Origin of the sequence: Nostoc sp. 'Lobaria pulmonaria (5183) cyanobiont', from assembly GCF_002949795.1 — a bacterium.
Taxonomy (GTDB): domain Bacteria; phylum Cyanobacteriota; class Cyanobacteriia; order Cyanobacteriales; family Nostocaceae; genus Nostoc.
In genome coordinates this window covers 4552332-4575877 of the sequence record NZ_CP026692.1, presented here as the reverse complement: position 1 = coordinate 4575877, position 23546 = coordinate 4552332, and the positions used below count along the sequence as shown (strand labels likewise).

22 protein-coding genes and 1 pseudogene are annotated in these 23546 nt (G+C 41.7%); 15 read left to right on the top strand and 8 right to left on the bottom strand.

Features of this window, described 5'->3' with window-relative positions; translation table 11 throughout:
- The first annotated feature begins 62 nt into the window (after positions 1 to 62).
- Positions 63 to 389: a hypothetical protein gene (locus NLP_RS20130; RefSeq protein ID WP_104907936.1), complete on the top strand. Its 327-nt coding sequence runs from the start codon at positions 63 to 65 to the stop codon at positions 387 to 389.
- A 167-nt stretch (positions 390 to 556) separates the two neighbouring features.
- Positions 557 to 3019, top strand: a complete 2463-nt coding sequence (locus NLP_RS20125) for a two-partner secretion domain-containing protein (protein ID WP_104907935.1) — start codon at positions 557 to 559, stop codon at positions 3017 to 3019.
- A gap of 212 nt (positions 3020 to 3231) precedes the next feature.
- Here NLP_RS20125 and NLP_RS20120 read toward each other — a convergent pair whose 3' ends face one another.
- Both NLP_RS20120 and cobU read right to left on the bottom strand, forming a co-directional pair.
- Entirely contained in the window at positions 3232 to 3681 is a 450-nt protein-coding gene (locus NLP_RS20120; RefSeq protein ID WP_104907934.1) for a hypothetical protein, read from the bottom strand.
- A gap of 52 nt (positions 3682 to 3733) precedes the next feature.
- A complete protein-coding gene (gene cobU / locus NLP_RS20115) occupies positions 3734 to 4309 on the bottom strand; it encodes a bifunctional adenosylcobinamide kinase/adenosylcobinamide-phosphate guanylyltransferase (protein ID WP_104907933.1) in 576 nt (191 codons plus the stop codon).
- Positions 4310 to 4698: 389 nt separating this feature from the next.
- Here cobU and NLP_RS20110 point away from each other — a divergent pair, with 389 nt between their 5' ends.
- The 6 genes from NLP_RS20110 (at position 4699) to NLP_RS20085 (ending at position 9451) form a co-directional block, all read left to right on the top strand.
- On the top strand, positions 4699 to 5508 hold the full coding sequence (locus NLP_RS20110) for a hypothetical protein (RefSeq protein ID WP_104907932.1): 810 nt from the start codon (positions 4699 to 4701) through the stop codon (positions 5506 to 5508).
- Positions 5509 to 5752: 244 nt separating this feature from the next.
- On the top strand, positions 5753 to 6685 hold the full coding sequence (locus NLP_RS20105) for a glycosyltransferase family 2 protein (RefSeq protein WP_104907931.1): 933 nt from the start codon (positions 5753 to 5755) through the stop codon (positions 6683 to 6685).
- 24 nt (positions 6686 to 6709) lie between these two features.
- Positions 6710 to 7666, top strand: a complete 957-nt coding sequence (locus NLP_RS20100) for a glycosyltransferase family 2 protein (RefSeq protein WP_104907930.1) — start codon at positions 6710 to 6712, stop codon at positions 7664 to 7666.
- A gap of 2 nt (positions 7667 to 7668) precedes the next feature.
- Positions 7669 to 8250, top strand: coding sequence for a hormogonium polysaccharide biosynthesis acetyltransferase HpsU (gene hpsU / locus NLP_RS20095; RefSeq protein WP_104907929.1), 582 nt, complete (start codon positions 7669 to 7671; stop codon positions 8248 to 8250).
- 58 nt (positions 8251 to 8308) lie between these two features.
- On the top strand, positions 8309 to 8740 hold the full coding sequence (locus tag NLP_RS20090) for a sensor histidine kinase (protein ID WP_234016995.1): 432 nt from the start codon (positions 8309 to 8311) through the stop codon (positions 8738 to 8740).
- 234 nt (positions 8741 to 8974) lie between these two features.
- On the top strand, positions 8975 to 9451 hold the full coding sequence (locus NLP_RS20085) for a hypothetical protein (RefSeq protein WP_104907928.1): 477 nt from the start codon (positions 8975 to 8977) through the stop codon (positions 9449 to 9451).
- A 119-nt stretch (positions 9452 to 9570) separates the two neighbouring features.
- Here NLP_RS20085 and NLP_RS20080 read toward each other — a convergent pair whose 3' ends face one another.
- The 5 genes from NLP_RS20080 to NLP_RS20060 all read right to left on the bottom strand — a co-directional run bounded on the left by NLP_RS20080 (position 9571) and on the right by NLP_RS20060 (position 16186).
- The gene (locus NLP_RS20080; protein ID WP_104907927.1) at positions 9571 to 9870 is read right to left on the bottom strand and encodes a protealysin inhibitor emfourin; all 300 of its coding nucleotides are present in this window, start codon (positions 9868 to 9870) and stop codon (positions 9571 to 9573) included.
- A 338-nt stretch (positions 9871 to 10208) separates the two neighbouring features.
- Positions 10209 to 11288: a M4 family metallopeptidase gene (locus tag NLP_RS20075; RefSeq protein WP_104907926.1), complete on the bottom strand. Its 1080-nt coding sequence runs from the start codon at positions 11286 to 11288 to the stop codon at positions 10209 to 10211.
- 415 nt (positions 11289 to 11703) lie between these two features.
- Complete coding sequence (locus tag NLP_RS20070) at positions 11704 to 12420, bottom strand: class I SAM-dependent methyltransferase (RefSeq protein WP_104907925.1); 717 nt, start codon at positions 12418 to 12420, stop codon at positions 11704 to 11706.
- 248 nt (positions 12421 to 12668) lie between these two features.
- Positions 12669 to 13667: a nodulation protein NodZ gene (locus tag NLP_RS20065; RefSeq protein WP_104907924.1), complete on the bottom strand. Its 999-nt coding sequence runs from the start codon at positions 13665 to 13667 to the stop codon at positions 12669 to 12671.
- Between the two features lie 248 nt (positions 13668 to 13915).
- A complete protein-coding gene (locus tag NLP_RS20060) occupies positions 13916 to 16186 on the bottom strand; it encodes a RelA/SpoT family protein (RefSeq protein WP_104907923.1) in 2271 nt (756 codons plus the stop codon).
- 326 nt (positions 16187 to 16512) lie between these two features.
- Between NLP_RS20060 and patD the strand changes: the two genes are divergently transcribed.
- Positions 16513 to 16866, top strand: coding sequence for a heterocyst frequency control protein PatD (gene patD / locus NLP_RS20055; protein WP_104907922.1), 354 nt, complete (start codon positions 16513 to 16515; stop codon positions 16864 to 16866).
- A gap of 102 nt (positions 16867 to 16968) precedes the next feature.
- On the opposite strand, the gene NLP_RS20050 is transcribed toward patD, so the two are convergent.
- Positions 16969 to 17565 carry a TetR/AcrR family transcriptional regulator gene (locus tag NLP_RS20050; protein WP_104909950.1) on the bottom strand — a complete coding sequence of 199 codons (597 nt, stop codon included), beginning with the start codon at positions 17563 to 17565 and terminating at the stop codon, positions 16969 to 16971.
- Positions 17566 to 17841: 276 nt separating this feature from the next.
- Between NLP_RS20050 and NLP_RS20045 the strand changes: the two genes are divergently transcribed.
- The 6 genes and pseudogenes from NLP_RS20045 (at position 17842) to NLP_RS36175 (ending at position 23406) form a co-directional block, all read left to right on the top strand.
- Entirely contained in the window at positions 17842 to 19431 is a 1590-nt protein-coding gene (locus NLP_RS20045) for a DHA2 family efflux MFS transporter permease subunit (RefSeq protein ID WP_104907921.1), read from the top strand.
- A gap of 713 nt (positions 19432 to 20144) precedes the next feature.
- A complete protein-coding gene (cysH, locus tag NLP_RS20040) occupies positions 20145 to 20870 on the top strand; it encodes a phosphoadenosine phosphosulfate reductase (RefSeq protein WP_104907920.1) in 726 nt (241 codons plus the stop codon).
- Between the two features lie 75 nt (positions 20871 to 20945).
- Positions 20946 to 22199, top strand: a complete 1254-nt coding sequence (sbcD, locus tag NLP_RS20035) for an exonuclease subunit SbcD (RefSeq protein WP_104907919.1) — start codon at positions 20946 to 20948, stop codon at positions 22197 to 22199.
- A 42-nt stretch (positions 22200 to 22241) separates the two neighbouring features.
- Positions 22242 to 22871 (top strand): restriction endonuclease subunit R, encoded by a 630-nt coding sequence (locus tag NLP_RS20030; protein WP_104907918.1) that lies wholly within the window; start codon positions 22242 to 22244, stop codon positions 22869 to 22871.
- A 99-nt stretch (positions 22872 to 22970) separates the two neighbouring features.
- Complete coding sequence (locus NLP_RS20025) at positions 22971 to 23189, top strand: type II toxin-antitoxin system HicB family antitoxin (RefSeq protein WP_267894881.1); 219 nt, start codon at positions 22971 to 22973, stop codon at positions 23187 to 23189.
- Positions 23186 to 23406: pseudogene (locus NLP_RS36175) on the top strand (type II toxin-antitoxin system HicA family toxin). Before NLP_RS20025 ends, NLP_RS36175 begins: the two are co-directional and overlap by 4 nt.
- Positions 23407 to 23546 lie beyond the last annotated feature (140 nt).

The following is a 23546-nucleotide window of genomic DNA, read 5'->3' as shown; positions in this document are numbered from 1 at the left end:
GTAATCATTGCTAACTAAACTGAAGCAATAATTATACACATTCCGTCAGGAAGGAAAACAATATGAGTTCTCAACAAGTCATAGACCCTGAAATATTACAGCAGTTACAAGAAGAGATTCAGCATAAAATGAATGAAAGCCTAGAAAACGCTGACTTACACTCAGTGCTTGAAAAGTACGGCTTATTAGAATATAGAGTCTTGAGAATTCATTGGCAGTGTAATCTCGACCCCAATCAACTCAAATCTGATAATGCCGTTGATGAACAGCAACCCAATGCATTATTAGCAGAAACTTCAACAGCTTCAATACCAGAAATTGTGTTAGTCAAAAAAGCATTGTGTATCCCTTGCCCTTCAACTGGCAACCCAAGGGGCTGTAACTGCTAAATAATTTTATCTTCGGACTGCAAAGAGTTTATTCTAGTGAATGTAAAAATACTAAGCTTTGCTTTTATGTATTATTTAGGTAGCAAATATTACATTAATGTACTAACATCACTAATTAGCAAAAAGCAGTATTTTAATAAACTCTGATTTTTGAGTGGCAGTTTTTCATGTCTCAAAACCGAAGCAGTTGCCAGTGGAAGTTAGGAATGGTGAGTACTTTAGTAATTGCTGGAGTACTCACTTTTGCTGAGAGTTTTGCCTTAGCTCAAATTAAAACAGATGCCACGCTCGGATCTGAAAGCTCAATAATTACACCAAAGCTAATCGATGGTCAGCCTACAGACCAGATTGATGGTGGAGCAGTTCGTGGTACAAACTTGTTTCACAGCTTTGAACAGTTTTCTGTCTCTGCGGGAAGGACAGCCCACTTTAACAATGCAATCGATATTCAGAACATCATCAGTCGAGTGACAGGCAATTCTGTTTCTAATATAGATGGCATTCTCAAAGCTAACGGCACAGCCAATGTATTTCTGATTAATCCTAACGGCATTGTTTTTGGGCGTAATGCTTCTTTAAATATTGGCGGTTCATTTGTGGCTAGCACGGCGAGTAGTTTGAACTTTGCTGATGGTACAAAGTTTAGTGCTACATCTGGTCAAACTGCACCTCTACTCAAAGAAAGTGTTCCTATTGGCTTACAATTCGGAACAACTGCTCGACCTATCCGCAATCAATCCCAAGCAAGTCCAAATAATGCAATTAATAGCTTCGCACAAAATGTTGGTCTACAAGTGCGGCAAGGCAAAACCTTAGCACTTATAGGTGGTGATCTAACGCTAGAGGGCGGAAATTTAACGGCAAGTGGGGGAAGAATTGAGTTAGGAAGTGTTGCTGGCAATAGTTTGGTTGGTCTAAGTTCGACGAATCAAGGTTGGGCATTAGGATATGAAGGTGTTCAAAATTTTCAGAACATCGAACTAACCCAGCAAAGTGAGATTCCATCTACTGTAGATACCAGTGGCAAAGGTGGTGGTAATATCCACCTGCAAGGACAGCGTGTACTGGTAACTGACGGTTCACAAATTTCGGCTCTTACTCTGGGAGCGCAACCAGGAGGAAATTTGACAGTGAACGCTTCCGAGTCTGTAGAACTTGGAATAAATGCGTTCTTGTCTACTGGAACTTTCGACACTGGAAACTCTGGAGATATAAATATCACTACCAGAAAGTTGATTGTCAAAGATGGAGCGCAAGTCATAATGTTCAATGCTGGTTCGGGATTGGCGGGGCAATTGACCATCAACGCCTCAGATTCTGTAGAACTAATTGCAGGTATCCCCATTGCTCCTTTGCCAGATGGTAGTGATTTAATATCCAGTGGATTATTTAATGCAACTTATGGCACTCAAAATGCTGGCAACATAATAATTAATACTGGAAAGTTACGTATCGAGGGAGGGGCAGCAATATCAACAAGTTCTGAGGGTATACTTGGGCATTTTTCTAACCAATTTATACCAGCTACAGGAAATGGAGGAGATTTGATAGTGAACGCCTTCGAGTCCGTAGAATTAATCGGAACCTCAGCAAATGGTTCTAGGCTCAGTAGCTTGTTTGCTGGCACTCAAGGGTCTGGAAATGGCGGCAACTTGACCTTAACTACAGGGCGATTGGTTATCAAAGATGGGGCGGCAATAACTGTCAGCAGTGAAGCTCGAAAAAATGTTAACTATCAAGGAGGTGTACCCAATTTAGGTCTAGCAGGCGAACTCAATGTCAGCGCTCGTTCCATCCTGCTGGATAAAGGAAAACTCACATCTGATAGTGAGTCAGGTAAGGGCGGTGACATTGCGGTACAGGTGCAGGACTTATTACTGATGCGTCGCAACAGTCAAATCTCTACTAATGCTGGAGGTGATAAAACTGGCGGTAATATCACTATCAATGCACCTAATGGCTTTCTTGTCGCCACTCCTTTCGGAAATAGCGATATTACCGCCAACGCTAACTTTGGTTCTGGTGGTAAAATCGCGATCGCCGCTAAGAATACCTTTGGGTTTGTGTCACGCCCTCGTGCAGAGGTGGAGAGGCTCGATCCAAAAGATATAAATCCGAATAACCTACCAACAAGTGACATCACTGCATTTTCTCAGCAAAACCCTTCATTAAGTGGCACTGTACAAATCAACTCACCAGATGCTGACCCCAGTAAAGGATTAGTGGAACTACCCGTAAATCTGGTTGATGCTTCGCAGCAAGTTACTGCTAGTTGTAGTTCTGGTGGAAAAATAGGAAGAAGTTCATTTGTTACTACTGGGCGTGGAGGAATACAAGCCGATCCTACAGAGCCATTGATAGCTGATGATGCAGTGCTAGCAGATTGGATCGCCCTCCCTCCAGAGAGTCAGAATCGGGCTGAGGGTATTCAGAAAAGAGCCGTTGTTAAGGCGCAGGTATATACAGAAGAAAAATCACAGAAGGTTAATTCTGTCAATGAACCTACTCAAATTGTAGAAGCCCAAGGGTGGATTCTAGATGCCGATGGGAACGTGGTTCTAGTTGCTCAAGTACCCACTGGATCGCCTCATAACTCCTCACTTGTCGCTACATCTTGTGCTGCTAATTAAAATTTGAGATTTTTGTAACTTTTGTTGGTGCGTTGGCGTAGACTGCACTTCTCATCAACTTTAGTTAATAACCAATAGTTATTTTTTCCCTAGCTAGTGCAGGCATACAAAAATTCTGTAGTGAGATTTAAGGGCACTACAGGAGAAATTAAAATAATCAAATAATTAGAAAATTAGAAAAAAGTTGTCAGATTTCCAAATTTGTTGTTTATTTATGTAATATTCTTTACAAGGCGATCGCGAATTGTTTGGAGTTTATCTTGAGTTTTAATTGGCTCTCGCGGTGCTGGCAATTCAGTATTCGGCCAGTTAGGTAAATCATTGCAGGGACATAACAACGCCGGCATCCCAACGTTTCGCGCGGCTATTGGCATACTGCATCGGCTGCAAGGGAGCATATTCCATGCTGGTGTCAACAATTCAGCAATGGTTTCGTATGTACCCTCAAGGTAACAATCACCCGATTCCGGTGAAATAATTTTTTGCCAACACTCTTCAAATTCTTCACTATAGCGATCGCCATTTAGCACCGATAGCGGAGCGTTAGCGAGTCCGCGAGCGTCTTGGGGCAAAAAGCTTGCCTCACCGTTGCCCGTAATCACTTTCTTACCCAACTGAAACCAGTAGGCAAGGTATCGTTTAACTTCTTGTTTGGTTGCCATATTACAATTCTAGATTTGAGATTTTAAATTTGGGATTAATTTGAATCAACAGTTAAGAATCTTGACTCCTGAATGTTCCAGCATCACCGCTATTTGGCAATGGCGAACCAAGGATACTGAGATTGAGAACATGGCCACCAGTCACTAAATAAACAGTTTCGCTAAGTGTTGCTAGCTGGCGTACTAAAGAACCCAAGCGATCGCGGAACATCCTTCCCAGGGGATAAGCTGGTATCACACCCCAACCGACCTCTTCTGCTACAAACAGCATATCAGCAGCAACCAGTTCTACTGTCTCTAATAACTCTGCAAGGGTATTTTCCCAGCTAGATTTGTCCTGTTCTAGGAGATTAGCAACCCAAGTTCCTAAAGAATCAACTAAGAGGCAAGTATAGGGTTTGGCATCAGCGAGGGTAGCAGACAGTTCCACGGGTACAGATAGAGTTACCCAGTCTTGGGGACGACGTTGTTGGTGTTCTAAAATGCGTTGATGCCACTCTTGATCGTCTAGGTTATCGGTGGCTGTGGCTACATAAACAACTGCTTTTCCTGACTGCATAGCTAAAGTTTCCGCCCATTCACTTTTACCAGATCGTGCTGGCCCTGTTACTAAGATGATTTTACCCAAAGTTTTTTACTAAGTATTTTAATAACAGAGGCAGGAGGCAGAAGGAATATTGCCGTTGCCTCTTGCGGTTATTATCGCAAGTGAGCTTGCAGTTTAAGTCCTCCACCAAAATCTACGATTTCGTGGCTTGGAATTTAGATGGAATTGAGAGCAACAGATAAATTCCAACTTCCAATCTCCTGGCTCCTGCGTCCTCTACATACCCACGGTTACAATTTATTACCACAATTTTTTACTTCATCGGTGAGATTTTTGGTTTCAAATAACTTTTAAGGGATAAAATTAGCACCAGCATCATTGATGCTATAACTGGCAAAAGCCAAAAATCCCAACAACCCCATTCTCAATTATTTAATACCACTGGGGAAAGCAAACTTTAGGACATCTTTATGAACGCAGGCTTAAAACGCATTGAAGCAACTCTACACGATTTAGGGAATCGCGGCACTGCCTCTACTGCCGAAACAGGTGATTCGACGACAAAACGGCCTTTCTCATTTAGAATTAGCGTCGGAGCCAACGAACCCACAGAAAGTACACAAATTCCATCCTCTCAGGATGAGAAACTCGTTGAATTGGGCAAAGAGACTGAGAGTGATTATTCTTCTGAACAAAATTTCTTTCCTCACCATGACTCTGTGCAGACTTTTCAAGCAGAAGAGAATGGTAGCAAAACACCCAGCCTACCCAAGTTGAAAACTCCGAGCTTTAGTAGCCATCGCCACGGAGCGAATCCAGCATTGGCGATGAATCTATTGCAAGAAATTCAGGAAACTGTCGCCGATTGGCAAACAGAATTGCAAAATATTTTGAAGCAAATTCAGGATATTTACTTAGAAGGCCCAATTGTCAATGGCTGGTTAGAATCCAATCCCACCGAACCAGAAGCGGGAGGAACCGCGACACTGCGCCATGCAGAAGTTGACCGCCTGATGAACTACGTAGAAGAAATTTGCGCCACTGGTGGAAAAGTATCTTATCAATCATCTATTACTGGCTATCGCCTCTGTGGTGTAGACGATACTGGTAAAGTTTGGTCGCGCCCATGTCCACCGGATCAGGTTCCCAATGTTAGTATGGCGATCGCTCGTTACCAAAAGTTACGTCAACTGTTAGGGCGCAAGCAATCTTTGGAAACCCGCCTTAGTCAGCTGGCCCAAACTCTTGTAGTTTTACACAGTCATATTCAACAAACGTAAAGTTTTAAAGATTATTTCCGAAGAAACTCGGTTGGTAGGTCGGTAAATTTTGGTTTAGATTAACTCTCAGCAGTTATGCCTTGGATTTAAGATTTTAATCTAAAATCGTTCGACTGAGCGTAGCCGTACCCTTCGGGGAAGCAAGCTACGTGTAGCGTTCCGTTGGCGCAGCCTCTCGTTCGCGTTAGCGTCTCTGAAAGAGAAGAGAAGGAAAGTCCCAAATCTCAAATCCAAAATTAAATCTATGCCAGACATCCAAATCTCTGCCATTATCTGTACTCACAATCGAGATACCTATTTAGGGGCTGCAATTGATAGTCTTTTAGCGCAGGATTTTGCTGCTGACTTTGAAATTGTGATAGTTGATAATGGATCTAGCGATCGCACTCGTGAGGTTGTAGAACAAAAAACCTACAATCCGCGCCTGAAGTATGTTTTTGAACCCACCATTGGTTTATCTGTCGCCCGTAACACAGGTGCAAAGGTAGCCAGTGGTGATATTCTTGCTTATCTAGATGATGATGCAGTTGCCAGTAAGGGCTGGCTACAAGTTTTATATTCTGCCTATTACAATAATTCTAAGCTAGCGATCGCAGGTGGCAAAGTCACTCTCCTGTGGCCTCCAGGAATTCAACAACCACGGTGGCTATCTCCGGGGCTAGCTGCAAATCTGGGTGCATACGACTTAGGTGACAGTAACATCTACATTGAGCAACCTGGCTCAACACCCAGAGGCTTAAATTACTCCATCCGCCGCAGTTTCCTAGAAGAAATTGGTGGTTTCGATCCTCATCTCGGTCGAGTTGGGAAAAATTTATTATCTAACGAAGAACTGCAAATGACCGAATTCGCCCTACAGCGTGGTTGGCAAGTCGCTTATCTTCCCGAAGCACTCGTCGCTCACAATGTAGCCCCAGAACGCCTCCAACGCTCCTGGTTTTTAAACCGGGGCTGGTGGCAGGGTATCAGTGAATGCTATCGAGAACAACTTGCTGGTAAAGCTGGGATCGCTCAATTGCAGCGAGGTAGCGAACGGTTTTTGCGAGGCTTGTATAAAGCATTACAATATTTCTCCGATCCAGCAGAACGGTTTGACAAACTGGTATATGCTTACGGTCAGATTGGTTACTTAAATGCTGCTATTCAGGGTCTTTTATCTACATCAAATAAGAAATAACCAGTAATATAATTTCTACTCAATATGTCATCTAAAATACCAGTTTCAGTACTAATTCCGGCAAAAAACGAACAAGCTAACTTGCCTGCTTGCCTTGCTAGCCTCAGCAGGGCAGATGAAATATTTGTAGTAGATTCTCAAAGTACCGATAACAGCATTGAAATTGCTAAAAGTCACGGTGTAAATGTCGTGCAATTCAACTTCAATGGACGCTGGCCCAAAAAGAAAAACTGGTCTTTGGATAATCTACCTTTTCGTAATGAATGGGTGCTAATTGTAGATTGTGATGAGCGTATCACCCCCGAACTTTGGGAAGAAATTGACCAAGTAATTCAAAATCATGAATATACAGGTTATTATCTCAACCGCCGCGTATTTTTCTTAGGAAAATGGATTCGTTATGGCGGTAAATATCCTGATTGGAATCTACGTTTATTTCAACATACAAAAGGTCGCTACGAAAATCTAAATACAGAAGATATTCCTAATACTGGTGATAACGAAGTTCACGAACACGTAATTTTGCAGGGAAAAGTTGGGTATCTCAAAAATGATATGCTCCACGAGGACTTCCGCGACCTTTATCACTGGTTAGAACGCCATAACCGCTATTCAAACTGGGAAGCCAGGGTTTATTTTAATATTCTTACAGGTAAAGATGATAGCGGTACTATCGGCGCTAATCTATTTGGTGATGCCGTACAACGCAAACGATTTTTGAAAAAGGTGTGGGTACGCCTACCATTTAAACCCATTCTGCGATTTGTTTTGTTTTATATAATTCAACGTGGTTTTTTAGATGGCAAAGCAGGATATATCTATGCACGTTTGCTGAGTCAATATGAATATCAAATTGGTGTTAAACTTTACGAATTACGCAACTGTGGTGGTCACTTAAATACTGCAACTATCCCGAAGGATGGAGCAGAGGAGCAGGGGAGCAGAGAAGCAGAAGCAAAGCTATTGACCATTGATTCCTGATCATGACTAATGACCAACCTTTCGTAGATTTACGCAAATATGACCAATCTTGGTTTGACCGGGGGCGTCCAAGTTGGTATGTTTTGTTATGGTGGTTTGTACAAGCGATCGCCTTTCCTCTAACTCCTCAACCGTTAAATATTCTGCGTTGTGCTTTGCTACGATTATTTGGTGCTCGTATCGGCAAAGGTGTATTAATTCGACCCACGGCCCGCTTCACTTACCCCTGGAAAGTCACTATTGGCAACTACAGTTGGATTGGAGATAACGTAGTTTTATATAGCCTCGATCAGATCGACATCGGTGAACATTGCGTAGTTTCCCAAAAAAGTTATCTGTGTACTGGTACTCACGATCTGCAAGATCCTGCCTTTGGGTTGAAAACAGCGAGTATCACCATCGACAATGGTGCATGGGTAGCGGCAGATTGTTTTGTTGGGCCAGGAGTACAAATCGGGGCTAATGCTGTGATTGGCGCTCGGAGCAGTGTTTTTACTAATATGCCTTCGGGGCAGGTTTGTTGGGGAAGTCCTTGTCGTCCCAAAACGGCTCGGATAAAACTCGATCCCTCCACAACCCCATGATTTTATAGATAAACATACTTGGGGCGCACAGCTAGCTCTGCGCCCTTAACTTTATGTGATGATTACCGTGTGCGACACAGGTACAGGAATTAAAAGAGAAATAGTAGATAGAATTTTTGAGCCATTTTTCACTACAAAAGAAGTGGGTAAAGGCACAGGGCTTGGTCTTTCAACAGTCCTTGGCATTATCAAAAGCCACAGTGGTTTTGTGAATGTAGTTAATGAAGTGGGCAAAGGTACAGAGTTTCAAGTTTGCTTACCCGTAACGCAGACAATCGATACAGATAGTAAATTAGCTAGATATGAGGAATTACCAGCAGGTCATGGAGAATTAATTCTCGTTGTTAATGATGAAGATTCAATTCGAGAAGTTACTCAAACCTGGTTAGAACAAAATGCCTATAAAGTTTTAGTGGCTAGTGATGGTATTAATGCGATCACACTATATACAAAACATCAACAAGAAATTAGTGTGGTGTTGGTTGATTAGCATCCAATCATGAAATGATTAAAAACCTTGGTAATAGTGTTAAAACCCTTTTGTCCCAACCCTACACCTCAAGCGACTTGTTAATAAATTTACACATGGTGATTAGCACAAAGTAGAGTTTGTCATTAGTCATTAGTCATTTGTCATTAGTGAATAACCAATGCCCAATGCCCAAGCAAAATGGTAAGTAGCAGTGGTAATATGTTTTCATGGCTGCTCTAATCCTTGCTATTGATGAACAAACTATTGGATGAAACGCTGTCAATCAAAATTGCTGAACAGATAAACAGCAGAGCTAGCACTCCATTTGATAATGCTTATAAAGCAGCATTATCCACTGAGGGAGCAAGGTATATTCAGGGATTTTTAGCATTTGCTGGGAAGCCATACAGACCGATTGAACACAGTTGGATTGAGCTAGACGACGCCTCCGATGTCCGTATTATCGATCCCACATTACCTCACCTGAACAAAAATCCCCAAGAAATCTGGTATTTTGCAGCACATAGTCTGACTGTTAAAAAACTGAAAGCCATCATTGAAGAATCAAAAGAAGATTATCCAGAAGACGATCCATTGCCAATCTATGGTGATCCACCTTATGAATATTATGGTGACGTAATGTTGGGTGGTCAAGACTATCTGACAGCATATCAAGCCGCAGAGGTTAAATGCAGAGAAATCAACGAACTCAACCCTGAGAGTAATTAATAAAAATGAATTATTTAATTCATTTTTACGAATTACGTTACTACCACTTTGCCACCATTTCGACCATTGAGGAGATATTCTACAGTGTCAGAGACTTATAAGTAATTATGTTTTACTTTTTACCTTTTCTGTGCTATTATCTGAAGCCATTCAATCAGGGGTCTTAAGGTTCCTGGCAATGCTGACTCACTGACAGTTACAGTATGCTGCTTACCGTTATCTTCTACTGTTAACTTGTACTGAAAGCGATCGCTCTGAGGATTTGGCGAAGTAATTAGTTCCGGTAGCCTAAATAAATCAGCTGCTTCCACCAGTCGGGGAAGTGTGCTAGCTTCATTTGGCGGGAGAGTGTCTGTATCAACAGTGGTTTTCTTGGTAATTCCAGCAAAGCCGCCCGTGCGTTCAAACGATATCCGCATTTTTTTGCTCTCCGTTGTGCTACTTAGTTAGGAGAAAATACAAAGACTGGGAGATGATAGTTTTTAGGACTTACGCATTGACACAAAATACATAGTATCTAAGGCTTTAAAAACCACATCTGTCGTAGGGGCACAGCAATGCTGTGCCCCTACAGCGCGGGTTTACTGATCATCAAAGAACAATTAATAAAGGCTGAAACGACCTATTTTCGTGAAACATACTATGATTAATTTGTACAGTGCGTAAGTCCTAGTTTTTACCTCCCAGTTTAGCAATAACAAACAACACATCTAAAAAAGTTAGAAGTTGAGAGTCAAAAAACTCCTCACTCCTAACTCTAAATAACTCCTACCTTTTGCCAAGCATTTTGCACAGCTTTTTGCTCATTACTGTCATTACCGTAGAGTTCGCCAGCAACTTGAATGGTAACGCTGGCAGCTTTTTTAAAATCTGCTTTGGCACGCAAGCGATCGCGTAAAGCTATGTACCAGATTTTACCCGCTTTCTCCCAAGCATAGCCACCAATCTCAACAGCCGCTAGATAAAAGGCATAGTTAGGGATTCCTGAATTGATATGCACCCCACCGTTATCATCAGTACCAGTATATTTATCTTTCACATGGGCTGGTTGGGGATCTTTACCCAATACTCGATCGTCATAAGCTGTTCCTGGTGCTTTCATGGAGCGGAGGCCAACACCTTTGACAGTCGGTACTAAAAGACCTTCACCAATCAGCCAGTCTGCCTCTTGTGCAGTCTGATTTTTGATCTTTTGTTTCACCAAGGAACCAAAGACATCAGAAAACGACTCATTTAGTGCCCCTGGTTCGCCATAATACTGTAAACCCGCTTGATACTGGGTTACACCATGAGTTAGCTCATGCCCAATCACATCAATTGACTTTGTGAAACGTTGAAACAGTTCTTCATCGCCATCACCATAAACCATTTGGTCGCCGTTCCAAAAGGCATTGTCATATTTAACACCATAATGCACGGTGGAGTCTAAACGTAGTCCTTTGTCGTCAATGGAATTGCGATCGAATATCTCATGAAACAAGTCATAGGTAGCACCCGCCGCATCGTAGGCTTCATTCACTGCTGGGTCGCTGCTGGGAGGGCCACCCTCACTACGTACCAGCGTACCAGGGAGTTGCTGTCCATTTTTGGCATCATAGATGGTGCGGCGCTTCTCACCAGGAGAAGGCGCAAATGAGATATTACCTACGACGTTTCTTCGTCCCTGAAATTGTGCCGAAATATTTAATGTATGAAATGCCCAAGTACGCTGCTGGGGATTGCCATTCACCACGACATTTTTTAGTATATGGGGCGGGATAATACAACAAATAGGGCATCTAGAGTATGGTGATTGCTCATGCTTGAAACCGGCTGATTTCTTTTTATTTCGAGCCATCCAAGATATTCTCCTTTTGAAACTAAGTGATGGCAAACAGTGGCTTTAACTCCACTGGAGAAAGGAGCAGAAAAACGAATCCAAATCGCGTGTTCGTGGTTTCTTTTGTGAAGAAAATTTTCTACTCTGTATTTTTGGATAGGTCTGTAGAGGATTGATCGTACCCTCATGGGTACTTATGATCTGGAAATATTGTATAAAAACACAAAGCCAGCTTAATTACTACAAGTTTCAGCCAAAACTCTTGTGTGAGTTAGCAAGACCTCCTTTACAGACCTAATGCGTTTATATATTAGTTCCGATCAAGAGAAATAATATTATTTATTGCTGTTTTGTTACTATCAAGCTGTTAATGTGATAAATGCCTATTGGAGACAGGCTAATCTCAAATCTAGGCATCCAAAACCGAAAATTTTCACAAACAGCCACCAAACACCGCCAAACCATAATATTTCCAAGGTACTGCAACTGTCTTAAATCCAGCTTTGCTCAACATTTGTAAATGAGTCTCTAAGCTAGCTAGCTGGTCTTGACTAGAGTAACCTTGAGTACTACCGGTGCCACGTTTAGCGCGGATCTCTGTCAAATTAATTCCCTGTTCAACTGCCCATTCCTCTCGTGCCACCTTGTAAACTTCTGCTAAGGCTGGTGATTCTGGTAAAGTAGGGTCTGCATTCCAAAAACAGCCGTCTTGAGGGAGGCTAGCAGCAATTCGCTCAAATAACTTCAACTTCATCTCATCTTGGAGATGGTGAATTGCCAAAGATGAGACACAAGCATCAAATTCGCTATCAATATCCAATTTCTCTGGATTATTTGCCCAGTCGCCAAAATCTGCTTGTATACCAGTCCAGCGTTGTTGATATCCAACTGCTGTGATTTTATCTTGGGCAAATTGCAACATTCGAGGTGAGTAATCTAGGGCTATTACTTGGGCGTCTGGAAAGCGGTTGAGTATCTTGAGACTAAGTTCGCCTGTACCACAGCCTAATTCTAAAATACGCCGACTTGTGGAAGTTAAACAACGGGTAATTACCTCCAACATCTCATCGTATCGCGGTAACAGTTGGCGAATACCAGTGTCAAAATCCGCAGTGTTGGCGAATACCTCTCCGGGAAATAATTGTTGCATGGGAATTGGAACTAATACATACACTAATCAATATTCTCAAGCAATTTTGGGGACACCTTCTAAAGATGTGACATCATCTAAAATTAAGAATCTATTACACCTCAATTGAGAACTACTATAGTCAAGTCGCTTCGCTCCAATTAAAAATTAAAAATTATTAATTAAAAATTCAATTATTGGGGGATTGTACCTAAAATTAATTAAAAATTATTATTCTTCTTAATTTTTAACTTTTAATTGAAAAAAGGTCACGAAAGAACTGTTTTTTCTCTGACCCAAGCAATTAAGTTTTTGACTTTTCCTTTTAAGCTGTATTGAGAAGTATCAATTGTATTAGCTTCTGGGATATCAGAAATCAACTTTGCAACTACACCAAAAGTAGAAGTTTTATTGTATATTAGATAATTACATTTGCTTAATAAATAGATATCTATTAAAGCTTGAACACCATTTTCAAATCTATCTGGACATTCAGGATTCTGATGTAAAGAAGATCCTGAGGCAGGGTACCACTTATCTGTCACTAAAATATTCGTATATTTATCTCTAAAAAAATCTTCTACTGCTGGATTATCAGTAGCTAAAAATATCAAACTTTTAGGATGTTTTTCAAGAATCTTATCAACAAATTTTAAATATAGATTTTTGGAAGTTTTTCTGTCAGTATATCTAACATGAACTCCGATTACTATATCTTCAAAAGAATTATCTACAGTTTTTTTAATAATTGTTTCAATATTAGGTTGTAAACTCAGATTTTCTCTAATTATCTTTTTTAAAATAGTTTCATTACTCAGACGTTGTAAATAAGCGAAATCACCTAAGAAATATCTTCTTAGCTTATAAGTCTCTGTTACATACGACCATCTAATCAAAATATCTTCACTATAATCTATGCGAGACATATTAGTAGTATATTTTGACCATATTTTCGGGTTGTTATATCGCAAATCATCTGGAGATTCGTATGATAGTAGTACTTCATTCACAGATTTATCTAAGCTATTCTTCCAGAAACTTGGATATACAGATTGAGTAGAAGGTATTTCTGAAGCTTGAGTAACATGATCAAGATTAAAAAAGTCAGGAAAAACATTGCTGCGATTATTTGAGTAAACCTCATCGCTCCAATCAACAATTATCTTTCTATTAGTAAGTTGAGCATATAAAATACTGTCCAAGAGAGAGAGAAAACGATTTCCCATCCCTGCTTTGCCTTTCACTACTAAAAACTTCTCTGAAACCATTTTTGATTGCTCCTAACAATTTTAAAATCGAAAAATCGTTGACGAACCTGCCAGGGAAGGTTTTATTCATATTTTCTAGCTCGTCAAAATAATATCACTCATGATAGGTCAAATCAATAGTTTACGAACCTGCCAGGGAAGGTTTTATCTCTTTAGACGCAGTTTATAGCCGCCATATTGAGTTCCCGGACAGGCTGCTAGGTGTAAGCAAAAGAAGGTTTTTTGTTAAGGGGATACTGATACCCCTATTACTCGTCAATTTGACCGACGCGGCGGATATTCAAAATGTCGCTCATTTTCTTAATTTGGACGAAGACTTGCTCTAGTTGAGAGCGATCGCGTATATCTATTCCTAAGTCGATCAATGCAGGTTGACCAACAGAGGTTTTCACCTGGGCATGACGGACATTGATCCCTTGGTCACTTAAGCGTGACAAAATATCCTTTAACACCCCGACGCGGTCAAGGGCTTCAATTTGAACATCTACTGGATAAGTATGCGGACGACCACTATTTTCGGCAGATGGGTTCCACCTAACTGGTACTAAGCGCTCATACTCCACAGTTTCCAGATTATGGCAGCCTTGGCGATGAATTGAAATCCCCCTACCTCGCGTTACCACACCAATAATTGGTTCGCCAGGAATCGGGGCACAACACCCAGCTAAATAATACACCAAACCTTCCACCCCAAAAATTGGCGAATCAGTGGAACGTGAGGTAGTTGGAGGTGCATCTCGCAAAGCTTTTGATGTTGCTGGTTCTTTGGGGATAAATGGCGACACAGTGGAAACTGGTTGTTGTCCCTTGGCTACTTCTCGCCAGCGATTTAGCACTAGGTTCAACGTTACTTCTCCGTAACCCAAACCAGCGAGTAAATCGTCCACGCTATGGTAGTTACACTTTTGGGCGACAGTCTCCATCGCATCTGACTTTAGCAAACTATCAAAACCAGTTTTACCAAGTTCTTTTTCTAACAACTCCCTTCCACGAGCGACATTTTCTTCCCGGCGCGATCGCTTGTACCATTGTTTTATTCGATATTTCGCCGCCGAAGTCCTGACAAAGTTCAACCAATCCAAACTCGGATGACAGTTCTTTTGGGTGAGAACCTCTACAATATCGCCATTTTGTAGCCGCGTTGACAGTGGCACCATTCGCCCATTCACCCGCGCCCCTGAACAGTGGTTTCCGACTTCGGTATGAATGCGATAAGCAAAATCTACAGTGGTGGCACCGGGGCTTAAAGGAACAACGTCCCCCTTAGGGGTGAAGACATAGACATCATCTTCAAATAGATTATCTTTGACGCTATCAAGATATTCTTGTGCATCCTTGAGATCAGTTTGCCATTCCAGCAGTTGCCGCAGCCAAGTAAACTTGTCATCTGTGCCTGTCAAATGGCTAATGCTAGAACCACCTGTTTCTTTATACTTCCAATGGGCGGCAATCCCATACTCGGCGATATGATGCATTTCGATTGTCCGAATTTGCACTTCCAAAGGACGACCAGTTAATCCAATCACCCCAGTGTGCAATGACTGGTAACGGTTAGGCTTTGGCAGTCCAATATAGTCCTTAAATCTCCCAGGAATTGGGCGAAAAGCATCATGAACCACCGCCAACGCCCGATAGCAATCCTGATTGGTTTGAACAATAATCCGCAGCGCCGCTAAATCGTAAATTTCATGAAATTCCTTTTGCTGGCGGTGCATTTTTTGGTAAATGCTATAAAGGTGCTTGGGGCGACCGCTGATCTCCTGAAAGTGGATTCCGGCTTGCTGCAAACGCTCTTCCAACATGTTCGTAGCTCTAGCCAATTTCTCTTCTCGCGCCGTCCGTTTTTCAGAAACATGCTCTTGCATTTGGCGGTAAGCTTCCGGTTCCAAATACTTAAAAGCCAAATCTTCCAGTTCCCATTTAATTCGCCAAATCCCCAAGCGATTGGCTAAGGGTGCGAATATATCTCGCGTTTCCTGGGCACTGCGGCGGCGGCTGGCCTCTGACATATATTGTAAAGTTCGCATATTATGCAAACGATCTGCCAATTTCACCACAATTACCCGAATATCTTGCGCCATTGCCAAAAACATCCGCCGGAAGTTTTCGGCTTGGCTTTCGGTTTTGCTGGTGAAATTGATTTTAGAAAGCTTGGTGACACCTTCGACCAATTGTCGCACTTCTGCGCCAAAGCGTTCTTCTATGTCTTGACTTGTAACTTCTGTATCTTCAACGACATCATGGAGAAATCCAGCTGCTATCATAGCAGCACTGCCTCCCAAGTCACGCAGCAATTCAGCCACAGCAATGGGATGAGCAATGTATGGTTCTCCCGATTTGCGGTATTGTCCTTCATGCAGTTGGTAAGCAAATTCAAATGCCCGACCAATTAAGACGGCATCATTATGCTTTTTGTCATCTTCCCCTGCGCCGCTACTTGTCGATGACTCCTTCAAACATTTTTTTAACCATTCGGGAATGGCAAGGTCAACTGATGAATTTATCGCTATACTGCTCATACAATTGGGTTTAGAAAGGATCGGTAGATAAGTGAATGATAAATAAAACTAGCAGCATCGCCCTGAAAAGATACTGTTGCCCTAAGACGGGTGGAAAAAGCAGTGTAAGGATGATTCTCCAATTGCAATAGCGCAGTGTTAGCGACGCAGGAGCGTCTGGTTAGTCATCCAGTTTGAGTTTCAAGGATCGTTAAAGAAAGAAAATCCATTGATGGCAAACAAAGCCCCAAATCACGATTTGAGGCTTTTAGTGCTGATAAGTCTTTAAGAAAGTTTATTGTAGAAGAAAAATAACTTGACATTAATACTATCTTAACTAGCACTGGATGTCTTTAAACTGTGAGAAATATCTGGCATTCGTAACTTTGTTAGAGCAATTACGCTCCGATGCCACAACTACCCAAATCGCTGCGCCAGAACTGCGGCAGCGTGTAGCCACGTTGCAGCAATTTTTCGGGCAACAGATTGTGCCTTTGGCTGATGAAAACTGGCGAGTGCAGTCTTATCAAACTGAAATGAGCAAGCAATTGCGCTTGTTGGCAATAGATGTGATGTTTTTGCAAGGAGCGCGGCAAGCATCTACTGTACAAACGAGACTTCAGACGATTAGCGATCGCTTGACAACCCTCATTCAGTACTGTAGTGCTATTCTGCAACCAGAAGCGGAAGGAGAAAAATAACAATTGTTCACCTTTTTCTCTAATTAATCCATCATCTCATTTACAACCGTTCATGAAAAGTTATTTTTGCAACAAATTGGACATGGCATGATGTCCCATACCCTATTTGCCATGTCCAATACCTTTAAGCAGAAGATTCATTGTGCGGCGCATATACGCTTCTACTGGCTCAGTTGTGGGTTTGAAGATCAGTGCATAATATAATGACCCGCTCACCAGGTCGATAATTAAGTCTACGTCTGCATCCTTGTGTATTTCACCTCTAAACTTGGCTCGCTCAAGTACTTTAGAAAAGGCTTCACGTCGGAGTTTTGTATATTTTGTCCAGTAAACCTGTGCAAACTGAGGATTGCTAGATGCTGTACTAATTATTAGCGCAAGTGTCTGACGACCAAGGGGGCTATCTATTTTTTTAGCGGCATTATTAATCAAAAGATCCATGTCTCCCCAAAAGCTGCTAGTATCGGGGATCGCTAAATCATCTCTGAGACTTTCTATCGCGTCTGCAACTAGTTCTTCTTTGGAAGTGTAACGCCGATAGATGGTCGTTTTACCAACTCCAGCACGAGAAGCGATCGCTTCTATACTCATGCTTTCATATCCTACCTCTGCAAGCAAGTCTAAGGTCGCTTGCAAAATCGCTTGGTCGGCATGGATGCTGCGTGGGCGTCCAGAAGTGATGTTGATTTGCTTACTCATAAAAATATCATCCCCAAGCAATATCTTCTTGGCCATTTGCTCCATCTGAGAAACAAATAAGCCTTATAACCCAATTCTTATGCACTAAAACAGCAACAATGACCATCCATCTTTAGCATAGGTATTTCTGCCACATTTGCGGAAAAACTCTCTTGACCATTTTTATATGATACGCTACGGTAGCGTATATATACAATACTTAATTTTAGCTTTGGCGTAAGCGTAGCAAAGCCTTGACATTGTTTGACATCTCTCAAATATTATTTGTGCTAAATAATGGCTACCAACATTAAAGGTTCTAGTTTTGACGAATTTGGTTATGTCCACGGTCCATTGAAGTGGGCGATCGCTTTTACGGCTTCTCTTGGTGCGATACTAGAAGTAATTGATACTAGTATTGTTAACGTTGCCCTGACAGATATACAGGCTAGTTTGGGTGCAACTGTTAGTGAAGTAGGTTGGGTGGTAACTGGATATGGGATCGCAAATGTCGTCTTAATTCCCCTATCTGCATGGCTAGGAGATTACTTTGGACGCAAAACCTACTTTATCTTCTCGTTGATTGGCTTTACCCTGGCCTCGGTTTTATGCGGTTTGGCATTTAATCTGCCGATGCTAGTTTTTTCTCGAATTCTTCAAGGTTTATGTGGTGGTGGGTTGCTAGCGAAAGCCCAAGCGATTTTGTTCGAGACTTTTCCACCTGCTGAACAAGGTTTAGCACAGGCAGTTTTCGGGGTAGGTGTAATTGCTGGCCCAGCCATCGGCCCAACTTTGGGAGGATTTTTGGTAGATGGTTTAGGCTGGCGGTGGATTTTCTTTGTTAATATTCCCTTCGGAATCGTTGCAGTGACGATGTCTTTCATGTTTTTGCCCAAAGACAAAGATAAAAGCAAGACAAAAAGCCAAACGGTCGATTGGTTCGGGATCGGGTTTTTGGTTATTGCTATTGGCTGTATGCAAACTTTGTTAGAGGAGGGAGAGCAAGACGACTGGTTTTCCTCTGGTTTCATCACCACGTTAGCGATCGCTAGTATTATCGGTTTGGGGTTGTTTATTTGGCGAGAACTGAAAACAGATCACCCTGCTGTGGATTTGAGAGTTTTGCGTCACCGTTCTTTAGCTGCGGGAAGCGTTCTCTCAGCAGTGGTGGGTATGGGGCTTTATGGCACACTCTTTGCTGTGCCGATATTTGCTCAGAGTGTGCTGCACTTTACGGCAACGCAGACAGGACTATTGTTAGCGCCCGGTGCTTTAGCGTCTGCGATCGTTATGGTTTTATTAGGCAAACTGTCTAGTAAAATTGATGCCCGATTTTTAATTGCAATCGGCGCTGTCGGATTGTCTGGAGTCATGTTTCAACTAGCAGCAATTACCCCACAAACTGGCATAGATGATTTATTTTGGCCATTGGTATGGCGTGGGGCTGTTACCGTGTTGATGTTTCTCCCTTTGAGTTTGGCAGTTTTAGGCCCGCTACCCAAACAGGATATTTCTGCCGGCTCTGGTTTCTACAACCTCACCCGACAACTGGGTGGTAGCATCGGCATTGCTCTACTCACCACTTTGCTTGACCGACGAGAAGCTTTTCATCGAGCTATCCTCGTAGCAAAACTTAGTCCTTATGACCCAGAAACCAGTCAGCGCCTTGACTTCCTCAATGGGGCACTTCAAAGCCAAGGCATGGATGCGACAACGGCTCAACAACAAGCACTAGCTTTATTAAGTCAAACAGTAGATATTCAAGCTGCGGTTTTGTCTTACGCAGACTGCTTTCGAGTGGTAGGGATAGGGTTCCTTTGCTCATTACCTCTGTTGCTATTTCTGGGTAAAGGCGGTGCAGGAGCGAAAGCGCCAGTCGGGCACTAGTACCGCAATGCGGAAGTCAAAAATCAAAAGTCAAAAGTCAAAAGTTTTATAGAATAAGCTCTTTAGAGCTTTTCAATCGTCTGCTTATTTACGCCGTGCTGTACTAGGGTAAAAGAAATAGCGATCGCATCCCTATTCTAAATTCTCTGACTGCAAAACTACGTAATAACACGGCTTCAGAATTATTCTCTGCCGAAAGTCACAGCGGAAAATTAATACACACGGATTAATCTGGATGAAAAAAGTAAAAGTCCCACTCAGTTTTGAGCGGGACTATGTGAAGTCTTATTGCTAAAATGAGAAATCTTAATCTTAGAAAAAGTTCATTATTGTAATAATTCCAACGCTGGTTAACATCATTAAAGCGCCCATAATTATAGATTGTCCTAATGGATTGCTGAATTTTGCATTGTTCATTTAAGTAAAATCCCTTTTATTAATAGTTCCTTAACCATATCAAAATCAGTATAAATATCTATAAAAGTCGTGTAAAACTTAAATTACCGTAAAGTTTATTAATAAATACTCTTATTTAAATTGTTGTATAATTTATGCCGCGTAGTAAAAATGGTTATTTTTATTGTCTCATTCCCCATGCTCAAAATGTAGTAATTTCCGCACATAATAATTACCTTATATCCGAGCGGAATAGGCGTCTTAATGGAGTAAGATCGATCTTAATCAAGGTAAAAATATTTGAACAGAAAATTATCATGACAGTCTCCACAGCATCTAGAAACCAAGCGATCGCTTTTGACTTAGAAAAATTAAATGAGCAATTTGAAACTGCCACTCCCAAAGAAATACTGGCATGGTCTATAGAGAATATCCCAACGGAACTGGTGCAAACAAGTGCCTTTAACGTAGATGACATGATAATTACTCATATTCTTTACAGTGAACTGAAGCATCCCGTTCCTGTGATCTTTCTGGATACCTTGCACCACTTCCCTGAAAGCCTAGAATTAGTAGCCAAAGCCATACAAATCTACAACCTGGATTTGCAAACTTTCAAAACTCCAGATGTAGATACCCGCGAAGCCTTTGAAGCCAAATACGGCGACAAACTTTGGGACAAGGATATTGCCCAATTCCACCACATTACAAAAATTGAACCATTATTACGGGGTTTAGACGAACTCAACAGCGTTGCTTGGATTACCGGACGCCGCCGGGATCAAGCAGTAACCCGTGCGAATATGCCCATATTTGAATTAGACGGTAAAGGTCGGCTGAAAGTAAATCCCATAGCTACCTGGACACGCCAAGACAGCTGGGTTTACGTGGCTGAACACGGAGTCATCTACAACCCCCTCCACGACCAAGGTTATCCCAGCATAGGCGACCAACCCATTACCACCAAAGTAGGTGAAGGCGAAGACGAACGCGCCGGACGCTGGCGGGGAAGTGAAAAAACAGAATGTGGAATTCATATTTAGTTATTAGTCATTGGTCATTTGTCATTAGTCATTAATATTAGACAAAGGACAAATGACTAAGAAGAAAGGACAAATATGATTAAAATCCTCCATCTCTCCGACATCCACATGGGAAGCGGCTTCTCCCACGGACGAATTAATCCCGCGACTGGATTAAATACACGATTGGAGGATTTTGTCAATACCTTGTCTATATGTATTGACCGAGCGCTGACAGATACTGTTGATATGGTGATATTTGGTGGCGATGCTTTCCCAGATGCGACACCACCGCCTTATGTACAACAAGCTTTTGCTAGCCAGTTTCGCCGTCTCATGGATGCCAATATTCCAACAGTGCTGTTGGTAGGCAACCACGACCAACATTCCCAAGGACAGGGAGGGGCGAGTTTAAATATTTACCGCACTTTAGGAGTGCCAGGGTTTGTTGTCGGTGATGCATTAACTACGCACTGCATCCAAACCCGCAATGGCAAAGTGCAAGTAATTACCCTGCCTTGGCTGACTCGTTCAACTTTGATGACTCGTCAAGAGACTGAAGGTTTGTCTTTGGCGGAAGTCAACCAACTATTAACGGAACGTCTGCGAGTTGTTATAGAAGGGGAAATTCGCCGCCTTGACCCCGATGTGCCTACTATCCTTTTGGCTCACTTGATGGCTGACAATGCTACCTTGGGCGCAGAACGCTTTTTGGCAGTAGGTAAAGGCTTTACTCTACCCCTATCTTTGCTGACGCGACCTTGTTTTGATTATGTAGCGTTGGGACACGTCCACCGCCACCAAAATCTGAATAAATCCAACAACCCGCCAGTAATTTATCCAGGAAGTATTGAGCGAGTAGATTTTAGTGAAGAAAAAGAAGACAAAGGCTATGTAATGCTGGAACTAGAGCGGGGGAGGGCTGAATGGGAATTTTGTCCTTTGACAGTTCGGACTTTCCGCACCATTGAAGTGGATGTCTCAAAAGCAGATGATCCGCAAGCGGTGTTAATGAAAGCGATCGCTAAATATAATATTCAAGATGCTGTAGTGCGGCTAATTTATAAACTCCGCTCCGAACAGATGGATTTAATTGACAGTTCCTCTTTACATACTGCTTTAAGTCCCGCTCATACCTACACCATTCAAGCAGAATTACTGAGTCAATTAGCCAGACCCCGAATTCCTGAATTGAGTGCAAGTAGTAGCATCGACCCAATGGAAGCGTTAAAAACTTACTTGAATAATCGCGAAGACCTTAAAGATATTGCAACCTCAATGATGGATGCAGCCCAAAAGTTGCTAGCAGATGAAGTGGAAGTTTGGCTAGAAACAGCAACTAATGAGTAGGATAAAGCCAATTAATTTACTGTACTCCAGTCCCCAAAAGTTATGACGCAAACAATCCAAGCAAAGGTCATCGACTTACGCTATTTAATCGATAACTTTGGTATTGAGTTAGTTTTAGATGGCTCATTCTTCCGTGAATGGCAAGAAGATTTACCAGAAATTAGTGATTTAGATAAACAACTTTTAGACAAGGTAAAAACGGGTTATTTTAATCTTCTTAATTACCCACCTTTACTAGAAGATGTAGTCAGAATGGCATTTATAGATCCATTGCTTTTTATTGGGGATTTTTATCTAGCTCCGTTTTATGTAAAATCAGAAGAATCTATAGATATTGCTGTACCAGATGAAGATGTAATTATCAAAGGTAGAATAGATACCTTAGTTTTAAAAGAGCAATTCTGGGTGATGATTATTGAGTCTAAAAGAGCTTCGTTTTCAGTGGAACAAGGACTCGCACAAATTCTTGCTTATATGTTAGGGAATCCATATACCGATAAACCTAGTTTTGGTATGATTGCCACGGGAAGCGAGTTTATTTTCGTCAAATTAGTGAAAAGAAATCCACCGCGTTATGCTTTATCAAAGGGTTTGTTGATGCGAAATCCTGGAAATGAGTTGTACGACGTACTACGTATACTGAAACGCCTGACTCAGTTAGTGAGTGCTTAAATCTTAACTTATGGCCTGATTATATTTTATCACTGAAGGGGCGATCGCTCTTTTAATAATGAGAGAATAATTAATATAGTATAAAGTCAGAAAATAAGAATGATGAAGCGAGAATTTAATGTAATTATCGAACGAGATGCAGATGGCTACTTTGTTGCTTCCGTTCCAAATCTTCCTGGTTGTCATACGCAAGCCCAAACTTTAGATGAGTTAATGGAGCGTATTAGAGAAGCGATTGAACTTTGTTTAGAATTTGACGAAGAACAGCAGGATTCACTAGACTTTGTTGGTATTCAGCGAGTTGCAGTTGAGATATGAGTCAATTCCCAAGCGTCACAGGACGCGAAGTTATTGCAGCCCTTAGCAAAGTCAGTTTTGAAGTGGCTAGAGTTCGTGGCAGTCATCATATTATGATACAGATGGGCGCAGGACAGTAGTTCCTGTACATTCAGGTGAAACAATTGGTCGTGGTTTGCTAGCACAAATACTACGCGATTGCCAAATAACTCGTGAAGAATTTAGGGAATTCTTATAAGTATTGATGCTTTTAAGAGTTAGACATTATATACAGATAAGAGATAGTCGTAATGAGTGATCGGCTGATTATATATTATTGCAACATTGGCAATGGCATTATTAAATCTCAGCATACCTTGATTCAGTAGTGAGTGCGAT